Raw genomic sequence first — 13,114 nt, 5'->3', positions numbered from 1 at the left:
GAGCGGCAACCATTTCTGGCACTAATCAGAGGGCTGCCGGTGTCGTTATAGTGATTCGCAAGAGCGACACATTTACCTAAAGGCCAGTTAATCTCTGGCTAGCTTCATCAATAACAACAAACAAATAAGGTGGTTGTACTATGTCCGATAACGCTACAAGCCAAAACCATAGCACCCTCGCGCTTAGCCGCAGCGCACAGGTCGACGAAGCATCCGTGCAGCCTTTCCCCTGCTCGCGTAAAGTGTTTATTGAAGGCAGCCGTCCCGATATCCGTGTACCGATGCGTGCAATAAGCCTCGATGACACCCCTACGGATATGGGCGGCGAGAAAAACGAGCCCTTATACGTTTATGATACCTCCGGCCCATACACTGACCCGCAAACTGAAATCGATGTGCGTAAAGGTCTACCGACGCTGCGAACCGCTTGGATTAAAGAGCGTGACGATACCCAACAACTCGCGGGGCTAAGCTCGGAATATGGCCGTGGTCGTGAGCAAGACCTACGCCTTGATCATTTACGCTTTGAGCTGACCCGCAAACCGCTCAAAGCTAAGCCCGGTGAAAACGTCACCCAGCTACACTATGCCCGCCAAGGGATTATTACCCCAGAGATGGAGTTCATCGCCATCCGCGAAAACATGAAACTGGCTAAATCCCAAGCTGAAGGCAATATTGTCGCGCAGCAGCACCCAGGCCATAGCTTTGGCGCGAAACTGCCCGATCAAATCACCCCTGAATTTGTTCGCCAAGAAGTGGCCGAAGGCCGAGCGATTATTCCTGCCAACATTAACCATCCGGAACTGGAGCCGATGATTATTGGCCGCAACTTCTTGGTGAAAATTAATGGTAACATCGGCAACTCGGCACTGAGTTCTTCTATTGAAGAGGAGGTCGAGAAGATGACCTGGGGAATCCGCTGGGGTTCTGACACCATTATGGATCTGTCCACCGGTAAGAACATCCATGAGACTCGAGAATGGATTTTGCGCAACTCACCCGTGCCTATCGGCACAGTACCGATCTATCAAGCACTGGAAAAAGTTAGTGGCGTAGCCGAAGACCTGACCTGGGAAGTATTCCGCGACACCCTGATTGAACAAGCTGAACAGGGGGTGGATTACTTTACCATTCATGCTGGTGTCTTGCTGCGCTATGTACCGATGACAGCGAAACGGATGACCGGCATCGTCTCCCGCGGTGGCTCTATCATGGCTAAATGGTGTTTGGCGCACCACGAAGAGAACTTCCTTTACACGCACTTTGAAGATATCTGCGAGATCTGCAAAGCCTATGATGTCTCGTTCTCACTCGGGGATGGCCTACGTCCGGGTTCTGTTTACGACGCCAACGACGAAGCTCAATTTGCCGAACTCGAAACACTAGGCGAACTGACCAAAGTAGCCTGGAAACATGACGTGCAGGTGATGATTGAAGGCCCAGGTCATGTGCCGATGCACATGATCAAAGAGAACATGGATAAACAGCTGACCGAGTGCCAAGAAGCGCCCTTCTATACACTTGGGCCCCTGACTACCGATATTGCACCCGGCTATGATCATATCACCTCAGGGATTGGTGCAGCGATGATCGGCTGGTATGGCTGTGCCATGCTTTGCTATGTAACACCAAAAGAGCATCTTGGGTTGCCGAATAAGGACGATGTTAAAACCGGCATTATCACCTATAAGATCGCCGCTCATGCTGCCGATCTGGCCAAAGGCCATCCCGGTGCACAGATCCGTGATAATGCAATGTCCAAAGCACGTTTCGAGTTCCGCTGGGAAGATCAATTTAATATTGGTCTAGACCCGGATACCGCCCGCGCCTACCACGATGAAACCTTGCCGAAGGAATCCGCGAAGGTGGCGCATTTTTGCTCCATGTGTGGGCCAAAGTTCTGCTCCATGAAAATATCCCAAGAGGTTCGTAATCTCGATGCTAGCCAGATCGCAACACTAGAGGCCGCGGCCGATAAAGGGATGCAGGAAAAATCGCAGGAGTTCAAAGAAACCGGCGCTGAAATCTATCATAAGGTCTGACGCAACCGCCGAATCAAATCCACCATAGCGGAGCCCGTAGATGAAAACGGGCTTATAAAGACCCGCTTCATTCTCTTCCGCCCTTAGCCATTCTGGCCACACCCTCACGCCGCATCACTTCCCAACGTGCGTCGTGAGAGTGTTTTTTTTAATGCCAACAGATGCTTACCACCAAACCTACAACACCGTTTAGAGCCCTTAAGTTTTATCTCGGCGGCCTAAATCCCCTCTCTTTCATCATCACTGTTGATACATCCAAACACCATCTATCAAGCATATAGCCCTCTCAACCTAGTGAGCAGGCTGACATAGCGAGTTAAACCCTCGCCCTTAAAACAGGGATAAAGCAGAAGCAATATGCGTCACTTTCTGGTTTAATTCATCCTCGAAAGAGACTTATTAAAAGTAGGGTGCAAGTAATAATGGCTTACGAATTGTCAGGCAAAGTTAAAGTAATTCAAGACCCCCAAACGTTTAACAGCGGCTTCACAAAACGGGAAATGGTGGTGACCGTCGAGGATGGTAAATATCCGCAGGACATAAACCTTGAGTTTGTTCAAGATAAGGTAAGCTTACTTGATTCACTGCAGATAGGACAAAGTGTCACCGTAACCTTTGATATCCGCGGGCGCGAGTATAACGGCCGCTATTTCAACAACCTTCAGGCTTGGAAAATTCAAACTGAAACCTCTGGCGGTCAACACATTGATCAGCAACCCGCCTATGATCAAAGTGTGCCCGATGTCACCTTCGATGACGACGTGCCGTTCTGACCGATAGTGCAGATGCCCGCCTAGCGCTGGGAGGGCATCATCACAGCAATACAATCGTACATTAGTACGCGTAAGTAGTTATCAAGCTATCTATTATCACAACCTTAAGCTTTCTTTTCTAAATGACCGACGTTAGATACCTGCTCGGAGGCATCCGCTTGCTCAACACGATTGCGGCCATGGGATTTAGCACGATAAAGCGCGGCATCTGCTCGACGCATTGAATCAGCTAGCGATTCGTTGGCGACATCAACTGCCGCCACACCGAAACTGGCGGTGACGTTAAGTGTCAGTTCACCGACACTGACCTCCATCTGCGCTAGCGCCAGCCTGAGGCGTTCAGCTAGCTCGGTTGCATCATTCAAACTCGTCTGCGGCAGAAGCACGGCAAACTCTTCACCACCAATACGCCCAATAATATCGACGTCGCGCATGATCGTTTGTAGTGCATTGATTGCCGCCATCAACACCATATCCCCTGTCGCATGGCCGTAGTTATCATTGACCCGCTTGAACATATCTAAGTCAATCATAACCACCGCCAGCGACGTATTAAACCGCTGGGCCCTGCTGACTTCTCGCTCACTAAATTCATAGAAAGCTCGGCGATTAAAGACTCCGGTTAACGAGTCAGTCTGCGCCAGCAACTCGGCATGCTTCATCGCCTTTTCGAGCTCTACCGTTCGCTCCGACACCAATCGCTCAAGCATCACCTGCTCCTGCTGTAGGTGCTCAATATGCTGCAGCTCTGCCGTCTCTTTCTCTTGTGTCAGATGGTTAATACGATCCGCTAACGCCAAGGAGAGCAGCACCCCCTCAATACACAATCCCAGCGGCGGGGAAAAGTTGGTACTAAACTCAGCAGGAATGAGACCAACATTACGCGTCACGGCAATAAAAACGGCCAAACTCCAAACACTCCAACCCAGCACATAAAACCGAGCATCCCCCCTGCCCTTTTTATATTGCCATATTCCAATCAATGGAAATAACACCGTCAACAACGCATATAGCAGGGTAAGCTTTAACGCATTTTCTCGACCACCCAAAAGATAACAGAGCACGCAGAGGCCGCCTAAAACCAGAAGGGATTGCAGTAGCCGATCAACGACCACTGACTCTCGGGTGTTCAGAAAACAACGTGTAAACTGCGTTGCCAACACCAGCGTCAACACGGCAAAAATGATCGGAGCAAAATCGGCAAACCAATGATACTCTTGCCACAAATAACGATAGCCAAGGCCAGTGTTGGTCAGCAACACCAGCATCGCCGAGATAATGTATAAGGTATACCATTTATATTCCGGCAGACGTGTGGAATAACCAATCAAGAAATTAGAGAACACCAGCAGCAGACCGATGCCGATAAAAGTGCCAATAACGAAATAACGATTGGCGTAGTGTTGCGAAAAGGCATCAGGGGTCCATAGTAATAGCTGCGTCTCAGCCTTGCCGGGTTGTACGTAGGAAAGCTTAACCCATATTCGCTGTACCGCACCGGCGGGAGTGTTTACAGGATAAAGATTGCTTTCGGCAGCGACCGCACGTTCGACAAATGGGATATGATCGCCGCCTATTTGGGGCGCAACACCTTGCCTATAAAAGGTGACGAAATCCCAGTTGGGGTGAACCACTTCCAACAACCATGATAACGGTTCCTGACCGCTATTTTTCAAATCAATACGCAACCAGTAATTGGCACCTGTGATACCAAAATTACTTTTATTATTCGGCAACGGCGCAAAATGTGATGCCAGTGGCTCGCTCTGCACTTGCTCGAAGGTATAAGCTTGGCTGGCATCTTGGAGATAAAACACATTCATACGGGTGCCAACCCCTGCCATATTCGATGACAAATTGATTGGCGACTGAGCCTGACAAACAGCACTGAGCATAAGTAACATGAATAGCACGCAAACGTGCGTTAGATGCTCAGCCAAAAGACCCACACGAAGTCGGTTACTCATCTCCCGGCGGCCATTGATAATACTAAAATCTGGAATACCCATGATTATAATCAAAATGCCTAAAAGTGCGGTTCGGATGGGTATAACTATGAATAACCAACAAGTAGCATCATATTACCCTCAGCCTATTGAGACTCTCTGGTAGACTATCACTGACTTAGTACTGATTAGCCCCTTCATGCATTTAGTCTCTCCATTTTGGGTACTCTATTTACTGGATCGATTTAACCGAACCTAGTTCATGGGCCTCTTGGCTGGCGCATCACTATTTAGCCAACGCCTCGCTGAGGTGTGACAAAGGTAAAATTCGAAGCGCAATCCAGGCTAATCGATCGGATCAACTGCACTTGTTCATCAACCTATAGCTAAGATGCTTGAGGGTTTGAAACAATAGATAGTCTCTTTGATACTCCGAAAACGCTTACTGGTAACGCTCCGACGGCCCCGCACCCGGCGATGAACTACACTTTATGATACGCCACTGCTCATAATGTACTTGCATTGTGTAGCACTCTCTGAATATCATTAACATATTAACTATTGGTCAATACATTAATAATAAGGCCATCAACAAGGAGGATCGCATCATGCAATATCATCTGAACGGGTTCAAACCCGGTAATTATCAGGTTCCCGATGAGGCTAGAAAGCCTTACCCTGAACCGCCGATTGTGGATCTGCCTAATGAAGTTGATGTGCTGATCATCGGTACCGGACCTGCTGGTTTGACCATGGCTCGACAGTTATCTGAGTTCTGCGACATCAAAACATGTATTGTTGATATGGCTCCGGGTCCTCTACTGTTTGGCCGCGCAGACGGTATATCTTGCCGCACCATGGAGATCATGGAAGCCTTTAATAGCAGCGAAATGGTGGTTAAAGAGACCTACCAACTGAAACAAAATACCTTTTGGGAGCCGGATGAGGCCAACCCAGAGAACATCAAACTGACGCATAAGATTGCCGATGCTCGCGCGGGGCTTTCCGAGTTTGTCCACGGTATTGTCAACCAAGCACGTCTGCATGAGCTACTGCTTGATGGTATGGAAAGATCGGTTACCCATCTCCTTCCCCATTACAGCCGTCAACTGGTTGAGATGAACATTGACGAAAGCCTCACTCAAGATCTCGATGCTTACCCGATTACGGCGACCTTCAAAAGAGCCGACGAAGCAGGCGAAGGTAAAACAGAAACGGTTAAAGCCCGCTACATCGTGGGTTGCGATGGTGCCAGAAGTAACGTTCGCAGAAGCATGGATATCCCTCTAGAAGGCGACTCGGCCAACAAAGCCTGGGGCGTTATGGATATTCTGTTGAACACAGACTTCCCGGACATCCGCGTCAAAAGTTTTATCCAATCCAAAGACCACGGCGCCGTTATGACCATCCCACGTGAGGGCGGCTATCTTTGCCGTTTCTATGTTGAGATGGATCTGCTTGGCAAAGACAAACGCGTTAAGGATACCAACCTGACCGAACAAGACCTTATCGCCAAAGCTCAAAAGATTTTTCATCCCTATACGCTGGATGTAAAAGAAGTGGCTTGGTGGTCGATCTACGAGGTTGGCCAACGCCTGGCAGAGCGCTTCGATAATCGCCCAGTCGGCAGTTCAGACGATATTATCCCCCGTGCATTTGTCGCCGGTGATGCCTGTCATACGCACAGCCCTAAAGGCGGCTGGGGGTTGAACACCTCTCTGCCTGACACCTTTAACCTAGGTTGGAAGATGGCTGCTGTACTCCAAGGGAAAAGCCATCCCAAGTTGCTGAGCACCTACAGCACGGAGCGACGCAAAGTAGCGCAACAGTTGATCGACGCTGACCGCGAACTGTCTAGACTGGTGGCGACACGACCAACCGCAGGCGATGACTCTCAGCAATCAACTGTTGATACGGCCAAAATCGAAGCCTTCATGAAACGACAAAGCGGCTTTGTCTCTGGCACATCGATTGAATACTTCCCGTCATACATTTGCACGGACCAGGAAAACCAACATTTAGCCAAGGGCTTCCACATTGGCCAACGCATCCACTCGGCTGAAGCGACACGTGTCGCTGACGGTAGAAGCCAGCACTTGGGCCACTTGGTCAAAGCGGATGGTCGCTGGAGGATCTTCCTGTTTGGCGATGCGCAAGACCCGAGAGAGCCTTCATCAGCGGCCTACCAATTCGTCGACTTTTTAGCCAATGATGAATCTTCACCGGTGCAGAAATACACACCAAAGAACGCTGATGTCGACTCAGTCATTGATACCTACGCGGTATTCCAGCAACAGGATTTGTCGATGCACGACCTACATGACTTCCTATGGCCAGCCAAAGGAAAATATGGACTGCGTGACTATGAAAAAGTATTCCGAGCTGAACCAAGCAATGACATCTATGACCTTCGCGAAATTGACCGCTCCGCTGGCTGCATAGTCATTGTCAGACCTGACCAGCATATCGCGTCTATCCTACCCTTGACGGCACATCAGGAGCTTAAGCAGTTCTTTGATGTCTTTATGATTGAACAGAAATAACCCAACCATCCTGACATAAAATGCACATCTAAGCCCACCAGGTAGAATCTTGTGGGCTTTTTATTTTCCAGTAGGCGCAAACTTCCACTACAACACTATCGAATACAGCGATTGGCATTATCAAATTGCTTATTAAAGCGGCCACCTTTCTACAAATGCCTTAACTTCAAAATTTGCCAGTAACCCCTCTACTCGACATAAAGGCTGAGGACTTTTAAGAGCCAACGGTGATTAAGACGCTAAGAAGATCATTAACTAACCCGAGGAAAGCGTAGGAAGGGACTAATACGTATTAAAGTAACTGACATTGACACCGACACACTGGTTTGTCTACGAGTTGTGAGCTCAACACTGTCACGACTGAAGAAAGGCCCGACTAAAGAAAGGACAGTACGAGTAACCCACAGATACAAAAACGCCCTGTCAGCAAACCGAAGCGGCAGACAGGGCGTTCAATTTTGCCATGCTAACTAAGCCATTATGATGGCTGTTTAGTCGTACGCAGGTAAGGCAGTTTTACATCGATATTACCGAACTTAGCCTTCGCTTCATCATCATTCAGCGACAGACCTACGATCACATCTTCGCCTGATTGCCAGTTAGCCGGTGTCGCGATCGGTCCTTTAGCGGTTGCTTGAAGTGCATCCAGAGCACGCAGGACTTCAGCAAAGTTACGCCCAACAGACATTGGATAGGTCATCGACAGCTGCAGCTTTTTATCTGGGCTGAAGATAAAGACTACACGTACACTGGCAGAGTCAGCAGCGGTGCGGCCATCCGGCAGATAAGCATCCGCTGGTAACATATCTAATGCTTTGGCAACCGCCATATCGTCATCCGCAATGATTGGGAATTTCGCCGGTGCGCCAGAGTATTTCTCAATATCCGCTTTCCACTTAACGTGCTCATCAACGCCGTCTACCGACAGGCCGATCACTTTAGTGCCGCGCTTTTCCCACTCAGCCGCTAGCTGAGCTACTGCGCCAAACTCAGTTGTACAAACAGGTGTGAAGTCTTTCGGGTGGCTGAATAAAATAGCCCAGCTGTCGCCGATGAAATCATGTAATTTGAAGTCGCCTAGATCGGTTTTCAAATCGAGGTTAGGTACGATGTCATTGATTCGAAGTGCCATCTTTCATTTCTCCAGTAGTGTTACTTTAGTGGGCATATTTGCCCTTGATTAATAACATAATAATATAAGCTTATAACTCAAGGAAATTAAGTCTAGCAATACACACCATAGTCGAAACTTATCATCTGATTGCTATGCATCCTTAAAGCCTCTAACTAAACGCGACGGTTAATCCTTACCGCCGCTCTTCAGACGTTCCCAAGCAGCAAACGTACTGATAAATATTTCACCACTAAGCCGCTCGGGGAATTCAACCAACGCCAAACGATCCATAACCGGCCCCTTCACTTCAGCTAAGTGCAATTGAATCCCGGTATCTTTCAAGCGAGCATTGATTGACTCTAAGCTATCGAGTGCTGATGCATCGATCAGATTGACCGCCTGACAACTGATTACCAGATGTTTAAGGGCTGGGTTTTGACTCACCAGCGCCTGTATCTGATCCTCCAGATAACGAGCGTTAGCAAAATAAAGACTTTCATCGACCCGGATGATCAGCATGTTTGGGCTGGTTTCCACCGCATGTCTCTCGATATTACGAAAGTGCTCACTACCAGCAACCCGTCCTACGACCGCCGTATGCGGACGACTGGTACGATAAATGTGTAACGCTAGCGATAACCCCACACCGGAGAGAATACCTGCTTCAACCCCTTGCAGCAGCGTGATCACGACCGTTAGCAGCATCGCTGAGAAGTCAGCCTTGGAATAACGCCAAGTGTGCTTGATCGCATGGATATCAATTAAAGAAAGTACCGCGATAATAATCGTCGCCGCCAAGGTGGCGATAGGCAGTGTCTGCAGTAAGGGCGTTAACCAGAGAATAACCACCAGAATACCCAAGGCGGTAAAAGCACCTGCGGCGGGAGTACGTGCGCCAGCATCAAAGTTGACCACCGAGCGAGAAAAGCCGCCTGTTACCGGCATACCCGTACTAACGGCCGCACCAAGGTTGGCGCAACCAAGACCGATCAATTCCTGATCTGGATCGATACGTTCGCGCCGTTTGGCAGCCAATGTCTGCCCTACTGACACCGACTCGACAAAGCCAACAATACTGATCAACAACGCCCCAACCCAGAGCTGCTGCCAGAGGTTGATATCGGAAGACGGTATCGCCAAGGGCGGCAAGCCTGCCGGCACATTGCCGACCACCGCAACCCCCTGCTCATTTAACGAAAAATAAGCGGCGATTCCCGTGGTCGCAACCACCGCTAGGATCGGCGCTAAGCGTCCGACACTGCTGGCGATGGTTCGGCTAAAACCTAATTGAGTCAAAAGCGGTCCTAGCCAACGCCGACTTGCATATAGAAACAACAAAGTACCGCTGCCCAGTAAGAGCGTTATCATATTCAGCTCTGGTAACGCCTTAACCAACGCGAGCAACAACTCCGGAAGGCTATGACCACTCACCGAGACACCTAACAGATGCTTGAACTGACTGACAGCAATGATGATTGCAGAAGCCGTGATAAAGCCAGAAATCACCGGATGACTGAGAAAGTTGGCAAGAAACCCCAGACGAAATAACCCCATCAAGGTCAACATAATACCGGAGATAAAGGTCAGCAAAATAACGGTGGTCAGATAAGCATCACCCTCTGGCGAAACAATACTGCTCGCGGTCGTGAACGTCATCAAGGCAATAACCGCCACCGGCCCCACCGATAAGGCACTACTGGTGCCTAAAACGGCATAGATCAGTAAGGGGGCAATACTCGCATATAGCCCCACTTCGGGCGGTAGACCTGCCAACATGGCGTAAGCCAATGACTGCGGAACTAGCATTACCGTCACAATCATGGCCGCCATCAAATCCTGATTAAAGATGGCCAAGCGGTAGTTCGGTAGCCATGCCAAAATCGGCAGGTATTTTTTAATATTCACTTAAACCCCTTACGAGCACTCAAGATCAGCCCTTAATAAAGCTATCCTTTTCTGCATGTAAATCATGACCGGCAGCATGGGCCGCCTGCAGTAATTGCCCAATATCACAGTTTTCCTGCTGCACTTGATTATGAACCCAGAGGGACACCGCGCGGCGGCCACTGCGACAAAATCCCAGAATAGGCGTCGGCAGCCGATCAATAGCGGCACCAAAGGCCTCAATCGCTGCCGGTGTATATTCACCCGGCGTCACAGGAATCTCGACCCATTCAATACCCTCAGCCTCTGCTGCTTGGCGTAGTGCAGAATCGTCAATATGATCATCCGCTTCACCCGGTTGACGATGACAAATAATCGCCCGAAAGCCTTGTGCTTTCAGCGCTTTCATATCACTTGGGTAAATCGCATGGCAGATGGAAAAACCAGGCTCAAGTAACTTTATATCCATAAATTCCTCGGTGTTATTTAAATAGGTTAAGCGGTATTTTTAGATACACTTGGCCGTTATCGTCTGCCGGTGGCATTTCACCCGCTCGCATATTGACCTGTACCGATGGCAAGATCAGTGTTGGCATGTCCAACGTTGCATCACGCTCGGTGCGCATGCGCACAAACTCAGCCTCGGTAATGCCTTCATGCACATGCACATTATGCTGGCGCTGTTCAGTCACACTTGTTTCATGACAGTACTCTTCACGTCCCGGCGCTTTATAGTCATGACAGAGGAAGATCCGCGTTTCACCCGGCAAACTGAGCACTTTTTTAATCGAGTGAAACAGCGTACGGGCATCACCACCGGGAAAATCACAACGGGCGGTGCCGTAATCCGGCATAAACAAAGTATCGCCCACAAATGCCGCATCACCGATCACATAGGTCAAGCAAGCTGGCGTATGTCCCGGTGTATGCAACACATACCCTTCGAGCTGGCCAATACGGAAACCGTCACCCTCCTCAAACAGGTGATCAAATTGACTACCATCACGCGCAAACTCAGTACCGGCATTGAATGCCTTGCCAAAGGTATCCTGCACCAGAGTAATCATAGCCCCGATACCTGTCTTACCACCCAGCGCTTGATGCAAATAAGGCGCTGCCGACAGATGATCTGCATGCACATGGGTTTCCAAAATCCACTCAACCGAGAGATCGTTATCACGCACATAAGCAATGATCTCATCTGCCGAGCGCACATCAGTACAGCCACTGGCATAATCAAAATCCAGCACCGAATCGATAATGGCACAGGCATGAGAATCAGGATCCCGCACCACGTAACTGAATGTATTCGTAGGCTCATCGAAAAAGGCTTTCACCTGAGGCACACACGAGGAAACTTGTACTTCACTCATGGTATATCTCCTGCTGCTTAATATTAGATAATGCTAATATTAAATGAAATAGTGGAAGCTGTCTGCTTTGCACCATTTAAATTTAACTATGACCCTAATAGCTACAGTACATCTACTCCATCGATGCGATCTGAATAGATTTATGTCTCAGCAAGCGATGGCTGAGGCGTAGTAATGCCGCCAGCGTTAAAAATTGCACTACCGCTAACACCGCAATACCTAACCAGTAGACCACCCCAAAAGCAGTAACGATTCCCCCTTGCACCCAGACCAAATGCCACCAGAACATGCCCATTACAAACAGCGCGACACCGGGGCAGATCAGCCCGAAACTAACGGGATGACGCTGCCCACCTAAAAGGTGGGCGGTCAAATAACCATTCAATTGCATAACACGATAACCCAACAACATAACGCCTAGCTGCAACATGAAAATGGCCGTTAGCACGACAAACAATTTCCCCTGTTCTACGGGTGCCGCAAAGTGATGACTCAAACCGTGCTGTACTCGAACCCACTCAATCCCAAGCAATGTCATGATAGGAATCAACATCCAGATACTAGGAGTCGCCTGCGTTTGTAAACCATACTGTAGCATCGCTTGTAGGCCGGAGATCAAAATCAGCACACCGGAAACCACCGCGATCACTAGAAATAAAATCGATAGCGTCGCCGCTAACGCGGCCACCAACACGGAGTGGGACATGGCTGCGGGTGCAGCAAAACCAACAGATAACATGGAAAAGGTAAAAACAGCCATTAACGGAGAAAGGTGATTGTGCTCTTCCTGTCGGTAACCGCCATTAACTAGCATCCGACTCAGGTAACGGCCATAGAGTTTAAGCGACCAAACACCGATAGCCGCAAAAGCTAACAAAGCGATAGGAAACAGGTATTCCACAATTGCCCATAAATCCGGTACACACAGCGCACCCAATGCAAAGCAAACATTGACGGTCATCGCAAACGTCAGCGGTTGAGTCATCAGTTGCACTTCGCTCGGAGAATCCAGTAACCGTTGATATGCATCGGTTGTCCGGGCCGCTCGGTACTCACGAATATTCCAGATCAGCAGCGTAAAGTGCAACAAGGCCAGTAACAGCATTAACAACGTCGCCACTATAGCGACTGATCGCACCCCTGCTGGCAGTGATGTATCCCCCGCTAGCAATGCGTCAAGATGCTGCCACGTTGGCATAGGAAACCCCTGATGAGGGACTAGCCACATCAGATACATAAAAAATGAGATAGAAAGTCCACCAGCTCCTAGCGCTGCTAGCCAGTAGCTAGGGTGCCAGGGTTGGTCCAGATCTCGTCTTAACATCAGCAATCTCCTTATCCTTGAAGTTGTGCCGAACAAGAGTCAGAAGTCATTGAGGGTTCAGCCACAATCATCGGACTCCATAGGTCGAAGCTTACGGGCTAATAACATCCAATCA

9 protein-coding genes are annotated in these 13,114 nt (G+C 49.1%); 3 read left to right on the top strand and 6 right to left on the bottom strand.

The genetic code is table 11. The features are described from left to right. Positions 1-140: 140 nt before the first annotated feature. Both thiC and AC0L4K_RS06040 read left to right on the top strand, forming a co-directional pair. On the top strand, positions 141-2,042 hold the full coding sequence (thiC, locus tag AC0L4K_RS06045) for a phosphomethylpyrimidine synthase ThiC (protein ID WP_473268587.1): 1,902 nt from the start codon (positions 141-143) through the stop codon (positions 2,040-2,042). Between the two features lie 422 nt (positions 2,043-2,464). Further along, positions 2,465-2,815: a DUF3127 domain-containing protein gene (locus tag AC0L4K_RS06040; protein ID WP_417228276.1), complete on the top strand. Its 351-nt coding sequence runs from the start codon at positions 2,465-2,467 to the stop codon at positions 2,813-2,815. Between the two features lie 104 nt (positions 2,816-2,919). Here the strand turns inward: AC0L4K_RS06040 and AC0L4K_RS06035 are convergent, their stop codons facing one another. Beyond that, entirely contained in the window at positions 2,920-4,824 is a 1,905-nt protein-coding gene (locus AC0L4K_RS06035; protein ID WP_473268586.1) for a sensor domain-containing diguanylate cyclase, read from the bottom strand. 545 nt (positions 4,825-5,369) lie between these two features. On the opposite strand from AC0L4K_RS06035, the gene AC0L4K_RS06030 reads away from it, so the two are divergent. Further along, positions 5,370-7,304: an FAD-dependent monooxygenase gene (locus AC0L4K_RS06030; RefSeq protein WP_473268585.1), complete on the top strand. Its 1,935-nt coding sequence runs from the start codon at positions 5,370-5,372 to the stop codon at positions 7,302-7,304. Positions 7,305-7,782: 478 nt separating this feature from the next. Here the strand turns inward: AC0L4K_RS06030 and AC0L4K_RS06025 are convergent, their stop codons facing one another. The 5 genes from AC0L4K_RS06025 to AC0L4K_RS06005 all read right to left on the bottom strand — a co-directional run bounded on the left by AC0L4K_RS06025 (position 7,783) and on the right by AC0L4K_RS06005 (position 12,999). Next, a complete protein-coding gene (locus AC0L4K_RS06025) occupies positions 7,783-8,436 on the bottom strand; it encodes a peroxiredoxin (protein WP_417228279.1) in 654 nt (217 codons plus the stop codon). 168 nt (positions 8,437-8,604) lie between these two features. Continuing rightward, positions 8,605-10,323, bottom strand: coding sequence for a SulP family inorganic anion transporter (locus tag AC0L4K_RS06020; RefSeq protein WP_473268584.1), 1,719 nt, complete (start codon positions 10,321-10,323; stop codon positions 8,605-8,607). Between the two features lie 25 nt (positions 10,324-10,348). After that, positions 10,349-10,771: a protein tyrosine phosphatase family protein gene (locus AC0L4K_RS06015; protein ID WP_417228281.1), complete on the bottom strand. Its 423-nt coding sequence runs from the start codon at positions 10,769-10,771 to the stop codon at positions 10,349-10,351. 13 nt (positions 10,772-10,784) lie between these two features. After that, a complete protein-coding gene (locus AC0L4K_RS06010) occupies positions 10,785-11,675 on the bottom strand; it encodes an MBL fold metallo-hydrolase (protein ID WP_417228282.1) in 891 nt (296 codons plus the stop codon). A gap of 112 nt (positions 11,676-11,787) precedes the next feature. Then, entirely contained in the window at positions 11,788-12,999 is a 1,212-nt protein-coding gene (locus tag AC0L4K_RS06005; RefSeq protein WP_417228283.1) for a TsoY family (seleno)protein, read from the bottom strand. Positions 13,000-13,114 lie beyond the last annotated feature (115 nt).

Source organism: Amphritea sp. GJ51-11, assembly GCF_055808735.1.
This window is presented reverse-complemented; position numbering and strand designations above follow the sequence as displayed.

Excerpts from the sequence above, each read along its gene's own strand:
- thiC (WP_473268587.1), top strand. The coding sequence starts at position 141 with ATGTCCGATAACGCTACAAGCCAAAACCATAGCACCCTCGCGCTTAGC.
- AC0L4K_RS06040 (WP_417228276.1), top strand. The coding sequence starts at position 2,465 with ATGGCTTACGAATTGTCAGGCAAAGTTAAAGTAATTCAAGACCCCCAA.
- AC0L4K_RS06035 (WP_473268586.1), bottom strand. The coding sequence starts at position 4,824 with ATGGGTATTCCAGATTTTAGTATTATCAATGGCCGCCGGGAGATGAGT.
- AC0L4K_RS06030 (WP_473268585.1), top strand. The coding sequence starts at position 5,370 with ATGCAATATCATCTGAACGGGTTCAAACCCGGTAATTATCAGGTTCCC.
- AC0L4K_RS06025 (WP_417228279.1), bottom strand. The coding sequence starts at position 8,436 with ATGGCACTTCGAATCAATGACATCGTACCTAACCTCGATTTGAAAACC.
- AC0L4K_RS06015 (WP_417228281.1), bottom strand. The coding sequence starts at position 10,771 with ATGGATATAAAGTTACTTGAGCCTGGTTTTTCCATCTGCCATGCGATT.
- AC0L4K_RS06010 (WP_417228282.1), bottom strand. The coding sequence starts at position 11,675 with ATGAGTGAAGTACAAGTTTCCTCGTGTGTGCCTCAGGTGAAAGCCTTT.
- AC0L4K_RS06005 (WP_417228283.1), bottom strand. The coding sequence starts at position 12,999 with ATGTTAAGACGAGATCTGGACCAACCCTGGCACCCTAGCTACTGGCTA.